Annotated in this window: 16 protein-coding genes and 2 tRNA genes; 16 read left to right on the top strand and 2 right to left on the bottom strand. The window is 42.0% G+C overall.

Annotated elements, in window-relative coordinates; genetic code table 11:
* The first annotated feature begins 184 nt into the window (after positions 1 to 184).
* From BACCELL_RS11045 to BACCELL_RS11060, 4 genes are read left to right on the top strand one after another with little or no spacing between them, the layout of a single operon-like run.
* Positions 185 to 628 (top strand): hypothetical protein, encoded by a 444-nt coding sequence (locus BACCELL_RS11045; protein WP_007219393.1) that lies wholly within the window; start codon positions 185 to 187, stop codon positions 626 to 628.
* A gap of 24 nt (positions 629 to 652) precedes the next feature.
* Positions 653 to 1,147: a 3'-5' exonuclease gene (locus BACCELL_RS11050; RefSeq protein WP_007211865.1), complete on the top strand. Its 495-nt coding sequence runs from the start codon at positions 653 to 655 to the stop codon at positions 1,145 to 1,147.
* 20 nt (positions 1,148 to 1,167) lie between these two features.
* The gene (locus BACCELL_RS11055) at positions 1,168 to 1,968 is read left to right on the top strand and encodes an inositol monophosphatase family protein (RefSeq protein ID WP_007211866.1); all 801 of its coding nucleotides are present in this window, start codon (positions 1,168 to 1,170) and stop codon (positions 1,966 to 1,968) included.
* 17 nt (positions 1,969 to 1,985) lie between these two features.
* The gene (locus tag BACCELL_RS11060; protein WP_007219395.1) at positions 1,986 to 2,690 is read left to right on the top strand and encodes a ComF family protein; all 705 of its coding nucleotides are present in this window, start codon (positions 1,986 to 1,988) and stop codon (positions 2,688 to 2,690) included.
* Between the two features lie 57 nt (positions 2,691 to 2,747).
* On the opposite strand, the gene BACCELL_RS11065 is transcribed toward BACCELL_RS11060, so the two are convergent.
* Positions 2,748 to 2,821, bottom strand: a tRNA-Asn gene (locus tag BACCELL_RS11065).
* A gap of 20 nt (positions 2,822 to 2,841) precedes the next feature.
* A tRNA-Asn gene (locus tag BACCELL_RS11070) sits at positions 2,842 to 2,915 on the bottom strand.
* Between the two features lie 80 nt (positions 2,916 to 2,995).
* On the opposite strand from BACCELL_RS11070, the gene BACCELL_RS11075 reads away from it, so the two are divergent.
* The 12 genes from BACCELL_RS11075 to BACCELL_RS11130 all read left to right on the top strand — a co-directional run bounded on the left by BACCELL_RS11075 (position 2,996) and on the right by BACCELL_RS11130 (position 23,975).
* On the top strand, positions 2,996 to 3,976 hold the full coding sequence (locus BACCELL_RS11075) for an adenosine kinase (protein WP_022210637.1): 981 nt from the start codon (positions 2,996 to 2,998) through the stop codon (positions 3,974 to 3,976).
* 10 nt (positions 3,977 to 3,986) lie between these two features.
* Positions 3,987 to 5,744, top strand: coding sequence for a S41 family peptidase (locus tag BACCELL_RS11080; RefSeq protein WP_007211869.1), 1,758 nt, complete (start codon positions 3,987 to 3,989; stop codon positions 5,742 to 5,744).
* A 147-nt stretch (positions 5,745 to 5,891) separates the two neighbouring features.
* Positions 5,892 to 8,729, top strand: a complete 2,838-nt coding sequence (locus BACCELL_RS11085; protein ID WP_195356640.1) for a triple tyrosine motif-containing protein — start codon at positions 5,892 to 5,894, stop codon at positions 8,727 to 8,729.
* 170 nt (positions 8,730 to 8,899) lie between these two features.
* Complete coding sequence (bglX, locus tag BACCELL_RS11090) at positions 8,900 to 11,191, top strand: beta-glucosidase BglX (protein ID WP_026367153.1); 2,292 nt, start codon at positions 8,900 to 8,902, stop codon at positions 11,189 to 11,191.
* 202 nt (positions 11,192 to 11,393) lie between these two features.
* Positions 11,394 to 14,399 carry a SusC/RagA family TonB-linked outer membrane protein gene (locus BACCELL_RS11095; protein WP_007211873.1) on the top strand — a complete coding sequence of 1,002 codons (3,006 nt, stop codon included), beginning with the start codon at positions 11,394 to 11,396 and terminating at the stop codon, positions 14,397 to 14,399.
* Positions 14,400 to 14,431: 32 nt separating this feature from the next.
* On the top strand, positions 14,432 to 15,949 hold the full coding sequence (locus BACCELL_RS11100) for a RagB/SusD family nutrient uptake outer membrane protein (RefSeq protein ID WP_044153603.1): 1,518 nt from the start codon (positions 14,432 to 14,434) through the stop codon (positions 15,947 to 15,949).
* A 17-nt stretch (positions 15,950 to 15,966) separates the two neighbouring features.
* Positions 15,967 to 16,800 (top strand): LamG domain-containing protein, encoded by an 834-nt coding sequence (locus BACCELL_RS11105; RefSeq protein ID WP_026367155.1) that lies wholly within the window; start codon positions 15,967 to 15,969, stop codon positions 16,798 to 16,800.
* Positions 16,797 to 18,464, top strand: a complete 1,668-nt coding sequence (locus BACCELL_RS11110) for a glucoamylase family protein (protein WP_007211876.1) — start codon at positions 16,797 to 16,799, stop codon at positions 18,462 to 18,464. Before BACCELL_RS11105 ends, BACCELL_RS11110 begins: the two co-directional genes overlap by 4 nt.
* Positions 18,465 to 18,477: 13 nt before the next feature.
* Complete coding sequence (locus BACCELL_RS11115; protein ID WP_007211877.1) at positions 18,478 to 19,791, top strand: glucoamylase family protein; 1,314 nt, start codon at positions 18,478 to 18,480, stop codon at positions 19,789 to 19,791.
* 15 nt (positions 19,792 to 19,806) lie between these two features.
* Positions 19,807 to 20,661 carry an endonuclease/exonuclease/phosphatase family protein gene (locus BACCELL_RS11120; RefSeq protein WP_007211878.1) on the top strand — a complete coding sequence of 285 codons (855 nt, stop codon included), beginning with the start codon at positions 19,807 to 19,809 and terminating at the stop codon, positions 20,659 to 20,661.
* Positions 20,662 to 20,665: 4 nt separating this feature from the next.
* Positions 20,666 to 22,234, top strand: coding sequence for a sulfatase family protein (locus BACCELL_RS11125; protein WP_007211879.1), 1,569 nt, complete (start codon positions 20,666 to 20,668; stop codon positions 22,232 to 22,234).
* A 16-nt stretch (positions 22,235 to 22,250) separates the two neighbouring features.
* Positions 22,251 to 23,975 (top strand): family 43 glycosylhydrolase, encoded by a 1,725-nt coding sequence (locus BACCELL_RS11130; protein ID WP_044153806.1) that lies wholly within the window; start codon positions 22,251 to 22,253, stop codon positions 23,973 to 23,975.
* Positions 23,976 to 24,101: the final 126 nt, after the last annotated feature.

Raw genomic sequence — 24,101 nt, forward strand, 5'->3', positions numbered from 1 at the left:
TATATACTGCATTAAACTGTGACTGACAGAAGGGTGAGCGTTATCAATGCTGGAGTGCTGACAACTTATTGGAATACTTTATTGAAGCTGAACTTCTTTTCCCCGCATGAAATAAATGTGATAACTTTCCCCGCTTCATATTTATTCGTACTTTTGGGGTGCAAAATATAAATAGATGATTCTTATGAAAACTGGAAATGCTTGTTTTTTACTATTGATGTGTGTAAGCCTCCTGTTTACAAGTTGTGGAAACTCTCAGAGTAAAAAGGGTGAAGAGAATAAGGTGGGTGATGATAAGGATGCTCACGGTTGTATAGCTTCCGCAGGATATACCTGGAGTGAGGTTCTGAAAGACTGCATCCGTCTTTGGGAGAAAGGAGTACGTGTAGCCGATGTGGCAGATAAAGAAAAAGCCGCCTATATTGTTTTTTCGCCCGATTCGCTGCAAGTAGAACTCTTCTTTTCTGATGACCGCCCGAGCGAAATACTGGATCGCCGCTCTTTACCTTCGGGGGGATACGCATGGAATGTAGAGGATGATGATACGAAGAATGTCCGTCTGGAGAACGATAAATGGACTATTAGTCAACGGGGAAATCTGATTTATCAGCAGGTGGAGGAACCGTAATAGGACCTTTGGAATTTCTGAATTATGGAAAACTTTGCTGCCATAGACTTTGAAACAGCCAACGAACAGCGTACCAGCGTGTGCAGTGTCGGCATAGTAATTGTGCGGGAAGGAGAGATTGTAGATACTTATTATAGTCTGATCCGTCCCGAACCGGAATATTATACCTATTGGAACACGCGTGTGCATGGATTGACACTGGCGGATACGGCAAAAGCTCCGATATTTCCCACCGTATGGCAGGAGATAGCGCCACTTATTGAAGGATTACCGCTCATAGCCCATAATAAAGGTTTTGATGAGAGTTGTCTGAAAGCCGTTTTCAGAACTTATAGCCTAGATTATCCCGATTATGAATTTCATTGTACCTTGAGTACGGCACGAAGACGGATCAAAGGTTTGCCCAACTATCAGCTGCATACGGTAGCTGCCTACTTTGGTTATGAGTTGGAGCAGCATCACCATGCATTAGCCGACGCTGAGGCCTGCGCCTGGATTGCCCGGGAAATAATAGAATAACAAAGAAAAAGAATACGAATATGGATTTAGCATCACTTACCGCAAAAGTTTGCCGCATTGCTATGGATGCAGGAAGTTTCTTGAAAGAAGAGAGAAAAACTTTCCGCAGTGAAAGCGTGGAGAAGAAACATGCGCATGACTATGTGTCTTATGTAGATAAAGAGTCGGAAAAACAGATTGTTGCTGAACTTTCCGTTTTGTTGCCGGAAGCCGGTTTTATTACGGAAGAAGGTTCGGCAGTGTATCAGGATGAACCTTATTGTTGGGTAGTGGATCCGTTGGACGGGACTACAAATTATATCCATGACAACGCGCCTTATTGTGTATGTATAGCTCTTCGGTCTAAAGAGGAACTCTTGATCGGAGTAGTGTATGATCCCTGTAGGGATGAGTGTTTCTATGGCTGGAAAGGTGGAGGTGCGTATGTGGATGGCCAGCGGATACAGGTTTCCAATGTGCAGCAGATGGAAGATGCTTTTCTGGTAGTTGAATTGCCTTATAACTCATGTCAATATGCCCGTACGGGAGAACATCTGATACATAATTTGTATGGTAAGGTTGGTGGTATCCGTATGACTGGTTCTGCAGCTTTGGCAATATGCTATGTAGCCGCCGGACGTTTTGATGCCTGGGCGGAAGCTTTCATCGGCAAATGGGATTATTCGGCTGCCGCATTGCTGGTGCTGGAAGCCGGTGGCCGGGTGACTGACTTTTATGGGAATGAGAATTTTATAGAAGGGCATCATATTATTGCCACGAATGGATATCTGCATCCTATATTGCAACAACTGATACAAGAAGTCCCTCCGTTGGGGATGTGACATAAAGAAATAGCCTGATGAAAAATACTGTGAAATATTGGTTCGGTCCTTTGTTCCATCTTTTTTTTCCACGCTGCTGCGCAGTTTGCGGAGCATCACTTATAGAGGGTGAGGATACTATTTGTACTCGTTGCAATATAGATATGCCGCGTACGAATTACCATAAAATGAAGGATAATCCTGTAGAGCGTATGTTTTGGGGAAAGTTTCCTCTGGAACGTGCCACCTCTTATTTCTTTTATCGGAAAGGAAGTGATTTCCGCAGGATCCTACATCAATTGAAGTATGGTGGAAGGAAAGAACTGGGAGCGGTGATGGGACGTTGCATGGCGGCGGAATTACTGCCGACCGGCTTTTTTGAAGATGTAGATGTTGTCATTCCCGTACCTTTGCATCCCCGTAAACAGAGAGCTCGTGGATATAATCAAAGTGAGTGGATTGCCCGTGGCGTGTTTCAAGTGACAGGGATACCTGTAGATACTTCTTCCGTGATCCGCGAGAAACATACCAATACACAGACCCGTAAATCGATTTATGAGAGATGGGAGAATGTGGAAGGTATTTTTAAACTCCGCCATCCGGAACGATTAGTAGGGAAGCATATTCTGATTGTGGATGATGTTTTGACTACAGGAGCTACAACTACTGCCTGTGCTGATGTATTTCGTGAGATAGGAGGGATACGTATCAGTGTATTGACCTTGGCGGTTGCGGAAGCTTGATGAAGATAACTAAATAATGAAAACAAAAAAGGTTCGCCATAATGACGAACCTTTTTGCTCTTCCTCTTGGACTTGAACCAAGGACCCTCTGATTAACAGTCAGATGCTCTAACCGACTGAGCTAAGGAAGAATTTGCATTTAAGTTTTTCGCTCTTCCTCTTGGACTTGAACCAAGGACCCTCTGATTAACAGTCAGATGCTCTAACCGACTGAGCTAAGGAAGAATGTTGTTTTTTCTCAAATGCGCTGCAAAAGTAATAGGATATTTTGAAATATGCAATATCTTTGCAAAAAAAATATCGAAATGGACAAAATAATTGGAATGGGCAATGCCCTTGTTGACGTTCTTGCTACTCTCAACGACGACCATATTCTTACTGAAATGGAATTGCCCAAGGGAAGCATGACCCTGATTGATGAAACGAAACTGCTGATAATCAATGAATGTTTCAGTGAAATGGAAACAGAATTGGCTACTGGAGGCTCTGCCGGAAATGCAATTCGTGGTATGGCATGCCTTGGTGCGGGAACAGGATTCATTGGTAAGGTTGGTAATGATGCTTATGGAAAATTTTATCGGCAAAGTTTGTTGGAACGGGGAACGGAAGCAAATTTATTAGTTTCTTCTGAGTTACCTTCGGGGGTAGCTTCTACTTTTATATCACCTGACGGGGAACGTACTTTTGGTACTTATTTGGGTGCCGCCGCTACATTAAAGGCTGAAGATCTTTCGCGGGAGATGTTTAAGGGGTATACTTATTTGTTCATAGAAGGTTATCTGGTGCAGGATCATGATATGATACTTCGTGCCATTGAACTGGCAAAAGAAGCCGGATTGCAAATCTGCCTGGATATGGCAAGCTATAATATTGTGGAGCAAGATCACGATTTCTTCTCTTTATTGATAAACAAGTATGTGGATATTGTGTTTGCCAATGAGGAGGAAGCAAAAGCATTTACGGGTAAAGAACCGGAAGAAGCATTGGATGTGATTGCTAAAATGTGCAGCATCGCTATTGTGAAGTTGGGTGCCAGAGGATCGCTCATTCGTAAAGGGACAGAGGAAGTGCATGTGCATGCTGTCACTGTGGATAGAGTGATAGATACGACCGGTGCGGGTGATTATTTTGCAGCCGGTTTTTTGTATGGACTGACTTGTGGATATTCATTGGAGAAATGTGGCAAGATAGGTTCTATCCTTTCAGGAAGCATCATCCGGGTGATTGGTGCAGAAATGCCTGCCGAGTGGTGGGAAGATATTAAAACGAGAATCAGTGAACTATAATAAATAGGATATGAAGAAAATACTGAAAGTACGCTGGATAACTACCTTACTGTTAGTAGTAGGTGTAGTTGTCTTTTTTAGTTTCAAGAGTGGTGATAGCCGCAGTTTCCAGATTGCAAAGAACCTGGATATATTCAATTCCATCGTGAAGGAACTGGATATGTTCTATGTAGATACATTGGACCCGAATAAGACAATACGAGAGGGTATCGATGCGATGTTGTATTCTCTGGACCCATATACGGAATTTTATCCGGAAGAGGATCGGAGTGAGTTGGAACAAATGCTTAAGGCTTCTTATGGAGGTATAGGTTCCATCATCCGATATGAGCCTAAATTGAAGCGTACAGTAATTGTGGAGCCTTACGAAAATATGCCTGCTGCCGAAGTGGGATTGAAAGCAGGTGATATCTTGCTTGAAATAGATGGAAAAGATTTGACCGGAAATACGGATGTGAGCAAAATACTTCGTGGACAGGTAGGGACAAGTTTCCAACTGAAGGTTGAGCGTCCCGGTGAGGCAAAGCCATTGGATTTTACAATTGTCCGTAAAAACATCCAGTTGCCGTTTATTCCTTATTACAGTAAGTTGGATAACAATATCGGTTACATCAACCTGAGTACTTTCTCAGGAAATCCTTCCAAAGAGTTTAAGAAGGCTTTTCTTGATTTGAAGAAGCAGGGTATCACTTCATTGGTAATTGATTTGCGCAACAATGGCGGTGGGTTGCTGGAAGAGGCTGTAGAGATAGCCAACTACTTTCTGCCCCGTGGTAAGACGATTGTAACAACGAAAGGCAAGATAAAACAAGCAAGTAATACGTATAAGACCTTGCGCGAACCATTGGATACGGATATTCCTATTGCTGTATTGGTAAATAGCGGTACTGCTTCCGCTTCGGAAATCCTGGCGGGTGCATTGCAGGATTATGACCGTGCAGTGATTGTAGGTAACCGCACGTTTGGGAAAGGTTTGGTGCAGGTGCCGCGTACATTGCCTTATGGCGGTACGATGAAGGTGACTACTTCCAAATATTATATTCCCAGTGGTCGTTGCGTACAGGCAATAGATTACAAACATCGTAACCCGGATGGTAGTGTAGGGCGTATTCCTGATAGTTTGACTACAGTATTCCATACAGCTGTCGGACGTGAAGTGCGTGATGGCGGTGGTGTGACGCCGGACGTTGCAGTGGAACAAGAAAAGTTACCTAATATTTTGTTTTATCTGGTAAATGATAATCTGATCTTTAATTATGCTACTCAATATTGCCTGAAGCACCCGACAATTGCTTCTCCCGAGAATTTCGAAGTAACGGATGCTGATTATGCAGAGTTTAAGGAAATGGTGAAGAAGGCAGATTTTAAATATGACCAGCAGAGCGAGAAGATTCTGAAGAATTTGAAAGAAATGGCAGAATTTGAAGGTTATATGAAAGATGCTTCCGAAGAATTCAAGGCTCTTGAGCAGAAACTTAGTCATAATCTGGACCGTGACTTGGATTACTTTGCAAAAGATATCAAGAATATGATTGCTCAGGATATCATTAAGCGTTATTATTTCCAACGTGGTGGTATCATACAGCAGTTGAAAGATGATGATGATTTAAATGAAGCCGTGAAAGTGCTGGGTAACTCGGAGGAGTATAAGAAAATGCTGAGCGTACCGGAAACTACGGTCATAAAAGAGAAGGGGAAAGAAACAAGCTTGGTGAATTTTAATTCATACCGAAAAAGCAGTCTGATGATTTTTGACTATGTAGTGTAGGTTATAGTTTGTAGCTTCTTAAAATAAGTAACCGGATAATTTTATGGTCTATCTTTACCTTTCCGGAAAAGATAATCCATAAAGTTATCCGGTTTTTTGGTGGAAAACAATTACCTTTGCTGGCAGGTTACTTGTAAATCAATATATATGAGAGTATCTCTGTTGCTATTTTGTATATTTTCTCTTTTTAGTAGCTTATCACGTGGTTCCTCTATTCCTTTTTCTCCCATCGTGAGGAGCTATTCCGTATCAGATTATAATGCAGGTATTCAGAATTGGTCTATCGCTCAAGATGATAGGGGAGTTATGTATATTGGCAATAACAAAGGTCTGTTGGAGTTTGATGGAAATAGCTGGGAACTTCATGAATTACCTTCCAGGAACATAGTACGCTCTGTATATATCGGTAAAGACGGCAAGATATTTGTGGGCTCTTTCGAAGAGTTCGGATATTTCGAACGTAATTCATTGGATAGCCTTGTGTACCACTCTTTAAAAGATGAAGCGAAAGATTTCCGGTTCCATAATGATGAAATCTGGACGATTACGTCGGCACATGGGGAGATTGTATTTCAATCTTTCGGTTCTCTGTTCTTTTATGATGGGCATACTGTGAAGGGGATTCGTACAAAAACTCTTCCTTTGAATTTATTTCAGGTAGGTGATACGGTTTATTCTCAACAGATAAACGGAGGGCTTTTTGTTCTTGCAAAGAATGGGCTGGAAAATCTGATTGAACGAAAATCATTGGGCAACAGTGATGTGGTGGCAGGACTTCCGTATAATGATGGCGTTTTATTCCTGACACAAAAGAGTGGCGGTTTTGTTTATCAAAGCGGAAAGATACTGAAGTGGCATACAGAATGTGATGCCGAGCTTGAAAAATACTCTGTGAACCGGGCTGTAATGACCAAAGACAGTTGCTATATTATCGGTACGCTTTCTAATGGGATTTATGCAATAGATAAAGAAGGACGTTTACTTTGGAAGGAGAATACAGACAGTCGCTTACAGAATAATACCGTATTAGGGCTGTATTGTGATGCCGATAACAATGTTTGGGCAGCTTTGGATGAAGGTATAGCCTATATACAAAATAACTCCTTGGTATATTATTATGAGCCTCCTTACCGGAAAATAGGAATGGTCTATGATGTGCTGGTGAAAGAGGATGAGGCTTATATCGCTTCCAATCAAGGACTTTACAGGATTAGGAACAGAGTCCCCGAACTTGTGCCGGGACTGGAAGAGCAGGCATGGTTTGTTGGTGAATGGGGAAAACAGATTTTATGTGGACATAATAAAGGAACTTTTCAGATATCGGGTTCGCAGGCATCGCTGATTTCGGATGTGAGAGGAGCGATGTGCATGAAAGAAGTCAATCTGGAAGGACGTTCGTTCTTATTGCAAGGTACCTATACGTTTCTGAATTTATACAATGAGGAGTCTTCGGGCATCTGGAGGTTTCTGCGGTCGTTAGGCGGGTTTACCCACATGGTGCGGGAGATCGAGATGGATCCCCAGGGGAATATCTGGGTGAAGCATTTACGGAAAGGATTATTCCGTTTTCGGATTAATCCGGATCTGAAACGGGTAGAAGATGTCAGAACCTATATGGAACTGGGTGATGTGAAAGATGGGGACTTCTCTTTGTTTAAGATCAACGGACGGGTTGTTTTTTCAAATGGGGAAATGTTTTACACTTACGAAGATATGAATGATTCTATTATTCCTTATGAATCGATGAATGAGCAATTGGCGGATTTGAAAGGAATACATAGTGTGAGTCATGCAAAAGGCAATCTGTACTGGTTTGTAAACAGCAAGATGGCATATTTGGTGAAATGTGAAATGAATGTTTTCCGGATTGAACATAGAATTCCGTTTTCTTTGTTTGATGGTTTGTCTATAGAGGAGAGAGCAGCGATGGTTTATGACAAGGCGAGTGGCAGTTCTTATCTCTGTTTGAATAATGCTGTTGCCCGGATTGATTCAGATAGTTCTCTTTTGTACAAGTCCTCTATTAGGCGCTCTTTGTGGATATCGGCTATAACGACTGAGTCGGAGTGGACGGGAAAAATAAAAAAAATGTCGGTGCAAAAAGAGAACAAGATTGATGCAGATTTGAATACCGTATGCTTCTCTTTATGCTATCCGGTTTATAATGACTATACTTACAAGGTAAGGTATAAATTGGAAGGACTGTCCGATCAGTGGGTGGAAGGTGACCGCAGTCTGCAGAAGAAATATACTCGTTTGCCATTTGGATCGTATGTTTTTAAAGCTGAGATTTATAATGAGAATGAAGTATTGGCATTGGTAACGCTACCTTTTGAAGTCTTGAGACCTTGGTTTCTATCATATTGGGCTATCACCGGTTATGTTCTGATTGGGCTGTTGTTGTTATTGTTGTTGCAATACATCGTTTATCAGTCTGTGAAGAAGAAGAAAGACAGGGTGATTGAACAACAACGCATTACCCATCAAGCTGAGATAGAAATACAGGAAAAGAAGATTATCGAATTGGAGAAAGAGCAACTGGAAGCTGATTTACGTTTTAAGAGTAAAGAACTGTCCGGAGTTGTGATGACCAATATTGCCCATCAGGAGTTTTTGAATTCGTTGAAAGAAGAAATACAACAACAGAAGTTATCAGGGCAGTATACGCGGAAGAATCTGGATAAGCTCTTAGTATTGATTAATCAAAGTATCGTTTCGGATGAGGAAAACTGGAATATGTTCCAGGCGAATTTTGACCGGATACATGAGAACTTCTTCCGAAACCTGAAACAACAGTACCCGGATCTGACGGCGGGTGATTTACGTTTCTGTGCTTTACTCCGCTTGAATATGCCGACAAAAGAAATTGCCAAGCTGCTGAATATATCGGTGAGGGGCGTAGATGCGGCAAGATATCGCTTGCGTAAGAAATTTAATCTATCTCAGGAAGATAGTCTGACGGATTTTATGATTAATTTTAAATAGTTGATTATTAACGTTATAATGTGAAAGGAAGTACTAAAATAGTACCTCCTTTTTTTGTGTTTTGCACTAAAGGTACTTTTGTTGTAGCTCTGTATTGTGGCAGTTTAAGGTGCTTTCTCTTTATTTGCAGCGAAATCATTTTTCTCCAAAAATAATAAAGAATGAAAAGCATGAGACAATTAATCCTTAAGGTACAATCGTTTTTAATTTTATTGGTGCTGGTATCTGCCAATGTGCAAGCACAAAAATCTCCTGTCGATATGGATCGCTTTATTGATGATCTGATGAAGAGAATGACGCTGGAAGAGAAAATCGGCCAGTTGAACTTACCTGTTACGGGTGAAATAACCACCGGGCAAGCCAAGAGTAGTAATGTGGCTAAGCGTATCCGTGCCGGTGAAGTGGGCGGACTCTTTAACTTGAAAGGCGTGGAGCGTATTCGTGACGTTCAGAAACAGGCAGTAGAAGAAAGTCGTCTGGGTATTCCTCTTTTATTTGGTATGGATGTAATTCATGGATACGAAACTGTATTCCCTATTCCTCTGGGATTATCCTGTACCTGGAACATGAAAGCTATTGAAGAATCTGCACGTATTGCTGCTATCGAAGCCAGTGCTGATGGTATTTGCTGGACATTCAGTCCGATGGTGGATGTTTCCCGTGATCCCCGTTGGGGACGAGTTTCCGAAGGGAATGGTGAAGATCCTTTCTTGGGAGCGGAGATTGCGCGTGCTATGGTACGTGGTTATCAAGGGAAGGATATGAGTAGTAATGATGAGATTATGGCTTGCGTAAAGCACTTTGCTTTATATGGGGCATCAGAAGCAGGACGCGACTATAATACAGTGGATATGAGTCATCAACGTATGTTCAACGAATATATGTTACCTTATCAAGCAGCCGTGGAAGAAGGTGTGGGTAGTGTGATGGCTTCATTCAATGAAGTGGATGGTGTACCGGCTACCGGAAATAAGTGGCTGATGACCGATGTACTTCGTAAGCAGTGGAACTTTGATGGGTTTGTTGTGACAGACTATACCGGTATCACTGAAATGACCGATCATGGTATGGGGGATACACAAACAGTTGCAGCCTTGGCTCTGAATGCAGGTGTTGATATGGATATGGTGAGCGATGCTTTTACAAGCACACTTAAGAAATCTTTGGAAGAAGGAAAAGTTTCAGTAAAGGCTGTTGATGCTGCTTGTCGCCGTATTCTGGAAGCTAAGTATAAGCTGGGTCTTTTTGATAATCCCTATAAATATTGTGATATAACCCGTCCTAAAAAACAAATCTTTACGAAAGAACACCGTGCTATAGCCCGTAAGACAGCTTCGGAAAGCTTTGTTCTCTTGAAGAATGAGAATAGTGTACTCCCTCTGGCAAAGAAAGGTACCATTGCTGTAGTAGGTCCTTTGGCTGATAGCCGTAGCAATATGCCGGGTACGTGGAGTGTGGCTGCTGTGATGAACAAATATCCTTCTTTGATTGAAGGTCTGAAAGAAGTAGTGGGAGGCAAGGCTAAAATTCTTACGGCTAAAGGGAGTAATCTGATGAGTGATGCCGAATACGAAGAACGTGCTACTATGTTTGGCCGTACCCTGCATCGTGACAATCGTACAGATAAGGAACTGCTGGATGAGGCGCTTGCTGTAGCTGCCAAGTCTGACGTGATTGTTGCTGCTTTGGGTGAGTCTTCCGAGATGAGCGGTGAAAGTAGTTGTCGTACAGATCTCGAAATGCCGGATACGCAACGTGCACTTTTGCAGGAATTGTTGAAAACCGGCAAACCGGTGGTATTGGTGTTGTTTACCGGTCGTCCGTTAGTATTGAATTGGGAGCAGGAAAATGTACCTGCTATTCTGAATGTGTGGTTTGGTGGTAGTGAAGCTGCTCTTGCCATTGGTGATGTACTGTTTGGAAATGTAAATCCGAGTGGTAAACTTACTGCTACTTTCCCGAAGAGTGTAGGACAGATTCCTTTGTTCTATAATCATAAGAATACCGGTCGTCCTTTGCCTCAAGGAGCTTGGTTCCAGAAGTTCCGTAGCAATTATCTGGATGTAGATAACGAACCGCTTTATCCGTTTGGATATGGCTTGAGCTATACTACTTTCTCTTATAGCGATATTACATTGGATAAATCGTCCATGAATATCAATGGAGAGATTACGGCAACTGTAACGGTAACCAATACAGGTAAGTATGACGGTTCGGAAGTAGTGCAGCTATATATCCGCGATCTTATAGGCAGTGTAACACGTCCGGTGAAAGAACTGAAAGGCTTTGAAAAAATCTTCCTGAAAGCCGGTGAATCCAAACAAGTGTCTTTCAAGTTAACAGCTGATATGTTGAAGTTCTACAATTACAATCTGGATTTTGTGTGCGAACCGGGCGACTTTGAAGTAATGATAGGTGGTGATAGCCGTGATGTGAATAAGGCCCTATTTTCGCTTCAATAAGTATCTGCTTGGTAGTAGATAGATAAAGAACGAATACAGAAACTTTATTAAAAATAAATGTCTGATAACTAATTAGTTCTGCGAGTATGTAGTAGTTATAAAGTAGTACCATGTTTAGGCGTGGTACTCTTGTGGTAGTCTGTTTTTTGACTTAAATCAATTATTGCTATACGTTTGCAGAGTAATTTTAAATCAATACAAAATGAAAAGAAATCTATTAATTACATGTGTGATGTTACTGTTTGCTGTCGTTTCGATGGCGCAGAACAAGATTACAGTTTCGGGTGTCGTTACAGATAAGACAGGCGAAACTGTTATAGGTGCTTCTGTTCGGGTAAAAGGACAGGAGAATATGGGAACTATTACGGATATCGACGGAAAATACCAGATTCCTGGCGTACCGGCGAATGCCACTTTAATATTCAGCTATATTGGTATGAAGGAACAGGAAGTGGCGCTTAATGGGCGTTCTACAGTGAATCTTATGATGGAAGAGGATAGTCAGCTCATTGAAGAAGTTGTAGTAGTAGGTTATGGTAGCGCCAAGAAGCGTGATTTGACCGGTTCTATTGTAACGGTGAAAGCTGCCGAGATTGCTTCAAAACCATCTACCAATCCTTTGGCTTCTATTCAAGGTAAGGTCGCTGGTGTGCAGGTTATCAATACAGGACGTGCCGGGCAGGATCCGGAAATTCGTGTTCGCGGTACAAACTCTATCAATGGTTATACTCCTTTATATGTAGTGGACGGACTGTTTACGGATAACATCAACTATCTGAATACAGCGGATATTGAATCTATGGAAATCCTGAAAGACCCTTCTTCCTTGGCTATTTTTGGTGTTCGTGGTGCTAATGGTGTTATTATCATTACTACTAAGAAGGCGAAAGAAGGTAAGACTCAGGTCAGTATTAATGGTTCGGTGGGTTGGAAAAAGGTTACAGACCGCGTTAGCCTGACTAATGCAGAGCAGTTCAAAATGCTTTATAATGAACAACGCATGAATCAGGGTGGCGATCCGTACGATTATACCGTATGGAATGCAGATACTGACTGGCAGGATGAGATGTTCCAAACAGGTTTCCTTACTAACAATACGGTTAGCATTACAGCTTCGGGAGATAGAAGTAAGTTTTATCTGGGCTTGGGATATGTAATGGAAGAAGGTTCCATCAAGAGTGAAAAGCTGAATAAGTTTACTGTGAATTTACATAGTGAACATAAAGTGACCGACTTCTTACGTTTTGGTTTCCAGGTGAACGGTGTACGTGCATTATATCCTGATGCAAAAGGTGTAGGCTCTGCTTTGAAAGCAGCTCCGATTGCTCCTGTTTATGATACGGAAAGCGGTCTTCTACATACTCTTCCTGATTTTCAGCGTGCTCAGGTTTGGAATCCTATGATTGAACCCGTGTTGAGAGGTGCTCATAATAAATCTGCAAATTATCGTATGGCAGGAAATATCTACGGAGAGCTTGATTTAATGAAGAATCTAACCTTTAAGGCTACTTTCTCCCTGGATTATGCTTCCAGCCAGTCACGTTCTTATTCTCCGCTTATTTATGTGTATAACCCGGATGTAGAAGGTGGTAAAGAAAGATTGACGGATAAAGAAAGTATCAGTCAGTCGAAGTCTACATCAATGGCAGCACAGTCCGATTATGTATTGACTTATATTAATCAGTTTGGTGATCATGGTTTAACTCTGACTGCCGGTCTTACTACGAATTATAATGAATATTCTGATTTATCGGGTGGCCGCAGTCAATTGCCAGGTTATGGTGTTTCCATTGGCGAAGATATAGATAAGTGGTGGATTACTATGATTGATGATGCTACATCAGCTACTAATGGTGGATCCCAATACAAACGTTTTACAATGTCCTATCTGTTCCGTGCATTGTATAACTATAAAAATCGTTATTTGCTGAATGCTTCTTATCGCCGTGACGGTTCTTCCGTATTTAAGAGAACAGGAAATACATGGGATAATTTTTATTCATTCGGTGCCGGTTGGGTTATGAGTGAAGAAGCATTCATGAAGAAACAGAATGTAATCGATTATCTGAAGCTGAAAGGTTCATGGGGTGTTTTGGGAAGCCAGAATACAGGAGGTTCCCGCTATCCGGCCTACCCTAATATTACAAGTTCGGGTTCTGCTGTCTTTGGTGATAATGTTATTGCAGGTAAGGGACCGGATAAACTGATTTCACAGACATTGGGTTGGGAGCGTAACTATTCATGGGAAGTTGGTTTTGATATGCATCTGTTGGATGGTCGCATGCAGATTTCTCCTGTTTATTACAATAAGACAACCAAAGACTTGCTGACAAGTGTTCCCGGTCTTTCAGGTACGGTTCCTGCATTGCAGAATACAGGAGAGATTCGTAACCGTGGTTTTGAGTTGGCAGCATCCTGGAGCGATAAAATCGGTGAAAACTGGCGTTATGGTGTTTCAGCCAATCTAACGACTATTGATAATGAAGTCGTATCATTGATAAGCAAGGATTATTCAATAATTAATGGCGTTTCCCGTGTATCTGAAGGATATCCTATCGGCTACTTCTATGGATACAAAGTGGCAGGTGTTTATCAGAATGAAACCGATATTGAAACTTCAGCACCTAACCAGGTAGCTTCTGTGAAGCCGGGCGATTTGAAGTTTGCCGATGTAAATGGTGACGGTATTATCTCAGAGAAAGACCGTACTATGATTGGTAATCCTACTCCGGATTTTACTTATGGTTTTAGCGTAAATCTGGGTTACAAGAATTTTGATTTGAGTGTAGATATGATGGGCGTTTATGGAAATGAGGTTTATCGTAACTGGGATAGTAGTGCTTATGCACAATTCAACTATCGCACAGGGCATTTGAACCGTTGGCATGGTGAAGGAACATCCAACTGGGATCCGATTCTTGATCCATCCCGTTCTGTAAACCTGGAAGCTTCTTCTTACTATGTAGAAGACGGAAGTTTCTTCCGTATCCGTAACATAGAACTGGGATATACCTTTGATCCCCGTTTGTTGAACCGCATCAAACTGCAATCTTTACGTATCTATGGTAATGTGCAGAATCCTAAAACATGGAGCCGTAATACCGGATATACTCCTGAAGTTGGTGGTAGTGCAACAGCGTTTGGTGTAGATGGTGGAGGTTATCCGATGCCTGTAGTTTATACATTAGGCTTTAACTTATCATTCTAAACATGAAATCTAATAAAAGAAAAACGATCAGTATGAAAAAGATATTTTATTATGTGATGGCTTTGGCATTGGGATGTTCCCAGATGTCATGCAGTGACCTGTTAGATCAGAAACCGCAAGGAGTATTGACTGAAGATGACCTGACTGGTGGTACTTACGAAACACAGATTTTTAACATGTATGCTTTGCTTCGTGGTTATCATATTGTTTCCGGAAATACGGCATTGGCTATTCATGGTATGCGTTCGGAAGATGCGGAAAAGGGTAGTACACTGTCTGACGGATCTGCAACAGGAAAAATGTTTGATGATTTTGAATATGCTGCAAGTAATGGCATGGTAAAAAGTTACTGGAATGCCAATTATACCTTGATTCATAAAGCAAATGATGTATTGGAGGAGATGAAGTCGAATCCTTCATTGACAGGCGGTGACTTAGTTAATAAGGGTGAAGCTTTATTGATGCGTGCTTTCTGTTATTTCAATTTGGTACGTGCTTTTGGCGAAGTGCCCTTGATTGATTTTAAAGTAGGGAGTGTAGCAGATGCCAATATTCCCAAATCTTCTGTAGATCAGATATATACTTTGATTGATGAAGATCTGACAAATGCAGAATCTTACTTGCCGAGGACTTGGGAAGCACAATATGTCGGTCGTCTTAGCTGGGGAGCGGCTCGTGCCTTACATGCCCGTACTTATATGATGCGTAATGATTGGAACAATATGCGTGCGGCAGCAGAGGACGTTATTTCTTCCGGTTTATATAATTTGAATACACCTTATGAAGATATTTTCCGTGAGAAAGGTGAAAACTGTGGTGAATCCGTTCTGGAACTTCAATGTACTGCTACTGCTGCTCTTCCGGGCTCCAACGAAATTGGTAGCCAGTATGCTCAGGTACAGGGCTGTCGTGGGGCCGGTGAATGGAATTTAGGTTGGGGCCAACATACGCCTACTCAATTATTGGCTGACGCATTCGAAGAAGGTGATCCCAGAAAGGATGAGACTTTATTGTATTTTATTAGAACAGGAGAAGATCCTTCGACCATTCCTGCAAACAAACCTTATGGAGAAAAGCCGATTGCCAATGCAGATGTGATAGCAAAGTACTTTAATAAGAAAGTGTATACAGATCCGGCTTTGCGCGAAAAGTATACGAAGAGTGGGTATTGGGTGAATATTCGTCTGATCCGTTATTCGGATGTCGTACTGATGGCTGCGGAAGCTGCTTGCGAACTGGGTGATAATACAAGTGCAAGAAGATATCTTGAGATGGTACGTGCCCGTGCCCGTGGTACGAATGCTAATATCTTGCCGGAGGTTACCACTGATAATCAGAGTGAATTGCGGGAAGCTATTCGTCATGAACGTCGTGTTGAGTTGGGTATGGAATTCGATCGCTTCTATGATCTTGTACGTTGGGGAATAGCGAAGGAAGTGCTGCATGCAGCCGGAAAGACCGGTTACCAGGATAAGCATGCATTGTTGCCTTTGCCTCAGGACGAAATTGACAAATCAAATGGCGTGTTAGTTCAAAACCCTAATTATTAATTCATATAGTAATGACCATGAAAAGATATATTAATTTATTGTTGGCATTTTGTGTGTCAGCACTCACTTTGCAATCTTGTTTTCAGGATATGGATCATCCGGCTTTTGATTATCCGGATAGTTCTGCTCCCAAAGTGTTCTCACCAATGAAATTGTTCTTGCCTTTTGAGAATGATATGCGTGATAAGGGTAATTACACCTTCCTCATGAGTGCCGGAGGGGATATTACTTATACTGATGGCATCAACGGACAAGCTTATCAAGGCACAAAAGATACATATCTGTTAGCCCGTGTTCCTTCTTATCTGACCGATTCTATACCCGATTTAGGAAGTTGTACGGTGGCTTTCTGGATGAAAACAACGAGAAATACTTCCGCATATGGTGTTTTCAGTATTCCTAATACCAAGACTTTCTGGGGTAATTTTGATATCTATCTGGAAAATACAAGTAGTGAGACCCAGGCTTTCTTCAAGATGCATCTGTATAACTGTACATCAGTGAAAGATAATGATGAGAGATGGGTAGAAGCTAAGATAGACAATGTCTTTGGTACTGAATGGGTTCATATGGCATTTGTTTATGATGGTAGTAATTCGACAGTAACAGTTTACCGGAATGGTGAAAGTGCATTTACAAAAGAGCTGCCCGGTTATGGAAAGCTTAAATTTAAAGATTTGGGTACATTTGCTATCGGAGCATTTCAGTTTAGCACAAAACCGAGTTTGACAGAAGGTGCAGGAGCACAGAGTTGGGCATCCAATTTTCCGGGACAGTTAGACCAGTTCCGCTTCTATGACAGAGCTATATCTGCTTCTGATATCAAACAACTTTATTCAGGTAAAGAATGATGACCGTTAGAAATAGAGTGAATATGAGAGCTGTTTATTTTATACTGTCCTTATTACTGATTTCTTGCAGTAAAGATGATGCTTCGGAAGCACCCGGAAAATTTGAACTGCAAAGTATATCCATTGGTGAAAAACAGGATCAGAGTTCCTTTGAAAATGTAGCTCCCAATGCCAGTATTGTGCTTACATTCACAGATGCAGTGGATGAAGCTACGATTCAGAGTAATATCATATTGAAACTGAATGATCAGGCGGTGGCATATGATTCAAAACTACAGGGAAAGGATAAACTCTCATTGACTCCAACAGGTGGTTTTAAAAGTTTTTCCTCATATAAACTGGTGATCAATCCGGGGGTGAAATCCACCTCCGGAGTATCTCTTACCAATGGCAAAGTCTATGAAATCCGTACAGGGATGGATGATTCGGATAAGTTTGATCGCATTCCTGACGAGGATTTATTAACTTTGGTGCAGAAACAAACTTTTAAGTATTTCTGGAACTTCGGTCATGCACATTCCGGTATGGCATGCGAAAGAACAACTTCCGGTGATGTTGTTACTACCGGAGGAACAGGATTTGGAGTGATGGCGATGCTGGTAGCGGCTGAAAGAGGATTTGTAACCCGACAGGAAGCTCTTGAAAGAGTGCAGAAGATTGTAACTTTCCTGGACAAAGAGTGTACGAGTTATCATGGAGCCTATGCACACTGGATTAACGGTGCAACTGGTGAGACAAAGCCATTTGGTGATAAAGATGATGGTGCGGATCTGGTAGAAACCTCTTTACTTTTCCAGGGACTACTTGCAGCACGTGCATACTTCAAGGACGGTTCGGAAGCTGAGAGTAAATTGTGTTCTGATATAACCCGCCTGTGGGAAGCTATTGAATGGACTTGGTTTCAGAAAAGTGGAGAGTCTGTTCTGTATTGGCATTGGAGCCCGAACTATGGATTTGAGAAGAATCTTCCGATCAGAGGTTGGAATGAGTGCCTGATAACTTATGTGCTTGCAGCTTCTTCTCCTACTTATCCTATCGATAAGGCGGTTTATGAAGCTGGATGGGCAAGGAATGGCGGTTTGAAGAATGGTAATACCTACTATGGATACAAGCTTCCGCTGGGAGCTGATAAGGGTGGACCGTTATTTTTATCTCAATATTCCTTCTTGGGCATTAATCCGAAAGGACTGAAAGATCAATATGCTGATTATTGGGAACAGAATCAAAACCATACTCTGATCAATTATAATTATTGTAAGGAGAATCCTAAAGGATATGCTGGTTATGGAGCCTCTTGTTGGGGGCTGACAGCTAGTGATGGTGATAATGGTTATTCGGCACATTCACCTACAAATGATAAAGGAGTGATTGCTCCTACGGCTGCATTGTCTGCATTTCCTTATACTCCGGAAGAGTCGATGTCTGCATTGCATTTCTACTATTATAAGATGGGTGATAAACTCTGGAGAGATTATGGTTTTGTAGATGCTTTCAACCTGACAGCTAATTGGTATGATAACCAGTGTATAGCTATCGACCAGGGACCAATCATTTGTATGATAGAAAATTATAGAACAGGAATGCTTTGGAATTTATTCATGGCTATTCCGGAAATTCAGCAGGGAATGAAAAAGTTAGGCTTTGAAAGCCCTGCACTAAACTGATAATATAGAATATATGATGAGACTTATAATATATGTGATGCTTCTACTTTACCCGTTTAGCCTGCTACCGGCAGCTTCCGGTGGTAAGAAGGAGAAGAACTTGTCTGATGAAGAACTGATGACCCTCGTACAGAAACAGACTTTCCGTTATTTCTGGGATTACGGACATCCGGTTTCGGGCTTGGCACGCGAACGTAGTAACGGTAATGACGATATTGTTACCATTGGTGGTTCCGGCTTTGGGGTAATGGCTATTATTGTCGGTGCAGAACGTGGATTTGTAACACGTGAACAAGCGGCAGAGCGTATGCTGAAAATAGTCAGCTTTCTGAATGATAAGAATACGGACAGTTACCATGGCATTTGGGCACACTGGATAAATGGACAGAGCGGAGAAACCATTTCTTTCAGCCGGAAAGATGATGGTGCTGATCTGGTAGAGTCTGCTTTCATGTTCGAAGGGCTGCTGGCTGCACATCAGTATTTCAACAAAGATAATCAGGTGGAAAGACGTATCCGTGGTCTTATTAATGACCTGTGGCGTCAGGCTGAATGGAATTGGTTTACTAAAGGTGGTGAGTATGTACTCTATTGGCATTGGTCACCCAATAACGGTTGGTCGATGAACCATCAGATAAAAGGGCATAATGAGTGCCATATTACGTATATACTTGCTGCTTCTTCACCCACTTATCCCATTGCAGAGTCAGTATATCATAAAGGGTGGGCCAATTCTATCGTTTTCAAAAATGGTAAGAAGTATTACGACATAACCTTGCCATTGGGAAGTGATTATGGCGGACCTTTGTTCTTTACCCATTATTCTTATATGGGACTTGATCCGCGTGGTTTGAAAGATTATTATGCTGATTATGAAGAACAGATGAAAGCACATACCCTGATTAATCGTGCTTATTGCATAGATAATCCGAAGGGGTATAAAGGGTATGGAGAACAGTGCTGGGGACTGACAGCCAGTGATGGTGATAAAGGTTACTCTGCGCATTGTCCTGGTAATGACCGCGGTGTTATTACCCCAACAGCTGCCTTGTCGTCTATTCCTTATGCACCGGAATATTCGTTGCAAGCCATGCGCTATTTCTATGAAGAGCTTGGCGATAAGCTTTGGGGAGAATATGGTTTCAAGGATGCATTTAACCTGACTGCTGACTGGTTTGCGCCATCTTATCTGGCTATAGACCAGGGACCTATTATTGTTATGATAGAAAATTATCGTACAGGTTTAATATGGAAATTGTTTATGAGTCATCCGGATGTACAAAAAGGATTGAAGAAGTTAGGATTTAAAACACCATACTTAAATTAAAAAGGTTACATAATTATGAAAAACATGTTTTTTAATAGTGTATTAGTTGCTTTCGTTCTGCTTGTTGCTTCGTGCAGCAAGCAGCCGGAAGCTAAGGTTGATGTGATGTCATTCAATATTCGTTTGGACCATGTAGCGGATAGTTTAAACAACTGGAAGTATCGTAAAGATGCTGCGGCACAAATGATCACTTATTATGCTCCGGATGTAGTAGGTATGCAGGAAGTATTGAAGAACCAGTTGGACGACCTGAAGAACCGTCTTCCACAATATACGGCTTTAGGTGTGGGTCGTGCCGATGGAAAAGAAAAGGGGGAATACTGTTCCCTGTTCTATAAGACCGATCGTTTCGATCTTGTGAAGAGTGGAAATTTCGGTTTGAGTGAAACACCCGATTCTATTGGAATAAAAGGCTGGGATGCTGCTTGCGAACGCATTGTGACGTGGGCTGTTCTTAAAGATAAAGTCAGTGGTAAAGAATTGGCTGCTTTTAATACACATTTCGACCATATTGGTAAGGTTGCCCGTCGTGAAAGTGCAGTTTTGTTGCTTGCAAAGATACGTGAGATAGCTTCGGATTTACCAGTAGTTATTATGGGAGATTTTAATGGTACTGTTGATTCAGACCCGATTTCTGTTCTTACGGAAGGGGGGATGCAGAATACTTATTCCACATCTGACGTAGTTTATGGTCCTGCGTGGAGTTTCCATGATTTTGGGCGCATCCCGGTTGAAGAACGCCAGTTGATCGACTTTATTTTTGTCAATGGACAGGTGGTAGCCAATAAATTCAGAGTGATAGCAGACAAGCCGGACAATGGCTATTTATCCGACCATGCACCTATTCTGGCTAATCTGACAATTCGATAGTGCCATGACTTCTAAATTATCCTTGGGGCTTTTCGTCTTACCTTTTGTGCCTTCCTCCATTGTGCAAGGTCAAGGGCAGGAAGTCCGTAATGAACGCCCCAATATCATTTTTATTATGAGTGATGACCACGCCCGTCAGGCTATGAGTATTTATGGTCATCCTATAGGGAAAGTGGCACTGACTCCAAATATTGACCGTATCGGGCATGAAGGAGCAGTTTTCCAGAATAACTATTGTTGCAATTCTATTTCCGGGCCGAGTCGTGCTGCCATACTTACCGGTAAACATAGCCATAAGAATGGTTTCATGAAGAACTGGGCGAAAGGTTTTGACGGTATGCAACAAACCCTTCCGAAGATATTACAGGCAAATGGTTACGAGACAGCTGTTTTTGGTAAGTGGCATCTTGTTTCTAAGCCTACAGGTTTCGATCATTGGATGATTCTGGATGATCAGGGAGAATATTGTAATCCGCATTTTATTACTGAAAATGATACCACGCGTCATTTGGGGTATGTGACGGATTTGATTACTAAATTCACGGAAGAATGGCTCGACGGACGGAAAGACAAGAACAAACCTTTCTTTCTGATGATGCATCACAAAGCTGTTCATAGAAACTGGGTACCCGCAGAAAGACATTACCATCTGTATGAGCATACTACTTTTCCACTTCCTGATAATTATTTTGATGTTTATGAGGGCCGTTATGCGGCACAGATGCAAAAGATGAATATCTATTGTGACATGTACGAAGGACACGATCTGAAGATGGTTACCGGTATGGATAGTGACAGTTTACTGTTCGACCCTTGGCCGCATGCTTTTCTGGGAACAATGGAACCGGATGAACGCTGCCGCTTTCTTGATGCATACCGTGATAGAAATAATGAATTCCACTCCAGAAAACGTTCATTCAAAGAAGTCGCGGAGTGGAAATACCAGCGTTACCTGCAAGATTATATGGGAGTTGTAGCGAGTGTAGACGAAAGTGTGGGAGAGATTCTTGATTATCTGAAACGTACCGGACTGGATAAAAATACGATTGTAGTCTATACTACCGATCAGGGCTTCTACTTGGGAGAACATGGTTGGTTTGATAAGCGTTTCATGTACGAAGAATCTTTCGGCATGCCGATGGTTATGCGCTGGCCCGGACATATCAAGCCGGAAACTCAGGTAACAGGACTGACGCAGAACATAGACTTTGCTCCTACTTTTCTGGATATGTGCGGTATCGAAGTACCACGGGATATGCAGGGTGTATCGTTCCGGGAGTTGGTAGAGACGGGAAAGAAACCGCGTGATTGGCGTAAATCGCTCTATTATCATTATTATGAATTTCCCGGATTTCATAGTGTCCGTGCCCATTATGGTGTAAAGATGGAACGCTACAAATTAATGCACTTCTATGTGGAAGACAAATGGGAACTGTATGATCTGAAAACTGATCCGACAGAAATGCACAATCTGTACGGAAAGCAAGGAATGGAGAAAGTAACTGCTGAACTAATGGCAGAACTTGCACGTTTACAAAAACAATATGAAGTTCCTCAGAATTTGTGCAAGTAATATAAAGAACGAAAGAATGAAACATCTGTTATTGACTATAGTCTGCCTGATTGCGTGGACTACTCTTCCGGCGCAGGATATGCGTCAGGATACATATTGTAATCCCTTGAATATAGATTATACCTATATGATTTATAATTCCGACCGGGATATTTCTTACCGTTCGGGGGCCGATCCGGCAGTAGTGGAATTTCGCGGGGAATATTATATGTTCGTAACGCGCTCGCACGGCTATTGGCGTTCCAGGGATTTATTGAACTGGGAGTTTGTACGTCCCGGTAAGAATTGGTATCCTCAAGGATGCAATGCTCCGGCTGCACACAATTATAAGGACTCTGTGCTTTATGTTGCAGGCGATCCTTCAGGTTCTATGAGCATCCTTTATACCGATGATCCTGCTTCCGGTGATTGGGAAGCTACGCCTGCCATTCTGCATAATCTGCAAGATCCTGATTTGTTTATTGATGACGATGGGAAAGCTTATATGTTCTGGGGATCTTCCAATGTTTACCCTATCCGGGGTATGGAATTGGATAAAGATCACCGTTTCACAAAGAAAGGGGAGACGAAAGAACTTTTCAATCTGGATATGCCTAAACATGGTTGGGAGCGTTTTGGTGAGAATCATACGGATACAGTATTGGGCGGTTACATTGAAGGACCCTGGTTGACAAAACATAATGGTAAATACTATATGCAATATGGTGCGCCGGGTACGGAATTCAATGTTTATGCAGACGGAGTATACGTAGCAGATCATCCGATGGGACCTTATACCTATCAGAAACATAATCCGGTATCTTATAAACCGGGTGGTTATATGAATGGTGCCGGGCATGGAAGCACTGTGCTTGGTCCCGGCGGACAGTATTGGCATTTTGCTTCGATGTCTCTTTCCATCAATGTGAACTGGGAACGTCGTCTCTGTATGTTTCCTGCCGGATTTGATAAAGATGGTGTTATGTATGTGGATACCCGTTTTGGAGATTATCCCCGTTATGCTCCTGCCGTGCCGGGTAAGGCAGGACAGTTCCGAGGGTGGATGTTGCTCTCTTACGGCAAGCCGGTTACCGCCTCTACTGTAAAAGGAGAGTTCCAACCTTCTGCATTGACTGATGAACTGACTAAGACATTCTGGTTGGCTGAGGCTAACGATGAACGCCAATGGGTAATGATCGATCTGGAAAAACCGGCTGCTGTATCTGCTATTCAGATCAACTATCATGATTACCAAAGTGATATGTATGGTCGTTATGAAGGGCTTCGCCACCGCTATGTGATTGAGGGTTCATTGGATGGACAGAATTGGGAAATATTGGTTGACCGCAAAGAAAGTTATAAAGATACCCCGAATGATTATGTTGAACTCGGACAATCCCAATCTGCGCGTTATATCCGCTATAAAAACATAGATGTACCGACCCCGAACTTGGCAATTTCTGAACTTCGGGTATTTGGATTGGGCATGGGGAAAACACCGCAACAGCCGAAGAAATTAACCCTTGATCGCCATGCGGACCGTCGTGATATTACTATCAGTTGGGAACCGGTCAAAGGTGCACAGGGATATAATGTGTTATGGGGTATTGCTCCCGATAAACTTTATAGCTCTTGGATGGTATATGGAAATAATGAATTACTTATGAAATCTCTTACCATCGATCAGGATTATTACTTCTGTGTGGAAGCATTTAATGAGAATGGTGTATCTTTACGTTCAGAAGTGAAACATGTAAAATAACAATGCTATGAAACGATTAATCAGTGCAATTTGTGTTCTTTTCTTCCTGTTACCTTTGTCTGCTCAGGAAACCTACCAGAAAGAAACCTTTATCTCCTCCCGGGGAGATACCTTGCAGTATCGCTT

Origin of the sequence: Bacteroides cellulosilyticus DSM 14838 (assembly GCF_000158035.1) — a bacterium.
GTDB classification, from domain to species: Bacteria; Bacteroidota; Bacteroidia; order Bacteroidales; family Bacteroidaceae; genus Bacteroides; species Bacteroides cellulosilyticus.

Excerpts from the sequence above, each read along its gene's own strand:
- BACCELL_RS11100 (WP_044153603.1), top strand. The coding sequence starts at position 14,432 with ATGAAAAAGATATTTTATTATGTGATGGCTTTGGCATTGGGATGTTCC.
- BACCELL_RS11120 (WP_007211878.1), top strand. The coding sequence starts at position 19,807 with ATGAAAAACATGTTTTTTAATAGTGTATTAGTTGCTTTCGTTCTGCTT.
- BACCELL_RS11045 (WP_007219393.1), top strand. The coding sequence starts at position 185 with ATGAAAACTGGAAATGCTTGTTTTTTACTATTGATGTGTGTAAGCCTC.
- BACCELL_RS11125 (WP_007211879.1), top strand. The coding sequence starts at position 20,666 with ATGACTTCTAAATTATCCTTGGGGCTTTTCGTCTTACCTTTTGTGCCT.
- BACCELL_RS11055 (WP_007211866.1), top strand. The coding sequence starts at position 1,168 with ATGGATTTAGCATCACTTACCGCAAAAGTTTGCCGCATTGCTATGGAT.
- BACCELL_RS11085 (WP_195356640.1), top strand. The coding sequence starts at position 5,892 with ATGAGAGTATCTCTGTTGCTATTTTGTATATTTTCTCTTTTTAGTAGC.
- BACCELL_RS11130 (WP_044153806.1), top strand. The coding sequence starts at position 22,251 with ATGAAACATCTGTTATTGACTATAGTCTGCCTGATTGCGTGGACTACT.
- BACCELL_RS11050 (WP_007211865.1), top strand. The coding sequence starts at position 653 with ATGGAAAACTTTGCTGCCATAGACTTTGAAACAGCCAACGAACAGCGT.
- BACCELL_RS11105 (WP_026367155.1), top strand. The coding sequence starts at position 15,967 with ATGAAAAGATATATTAATTTATTGTTGGCATTTTGTGTGTCAGCACTC.
- BACCELL_RS11115 (WP_007211877.1), top strand. The coding sequence starts at position 18,478 with ATGATGAGACTTATAATATATGTGATGCTTCTACTTTACCCGTTTAGC.
- BACCELL_RS11060 (WP_007219395.1), top strand. The coding sequence starts at position 1,986 with ATGAAAAATACTGTGAAATATTGGTTCGGTCCTTTGTTCCATCTTTTT.
- BACCELL_RS11110 (WP_007211876.1), top strand. The coding sequence starts at position 16,797 with ATGATGACCGTTAGAAATAGAGTGAATATGAGAGCTGTTTATTTTATA.
- BACCELL_RS11080 (WP_007211869.1), top strand. The coding sequence starts at position 3,987 with ATGAAGAAAATACTGAAAGTACGCTGGATAACTACCTTACTGTTAGTA.
- BACCELL_RS11095 (WP_007211873.1), top strand. The coding sequence starts at position 11,394 with ATGAAAAGAAATCTATTAATTACATGTGTGATGTTACTGTTTGCTGTC.
- BACCELL_RS11075 (WP_022210637.1), top strand. The coding sequence starts at position 2,996 with ATGGACAAAATAATTGGAATGGGCAATGCCCTTGTTGACGTTCTTGCT.
- bglX (WP_026367153.1), top strand. The coding sequence starts at position 8,900 with ATGAGACAATTAATCCTTAAGGTACAATCGTTTTTAATTTTATTGGTG.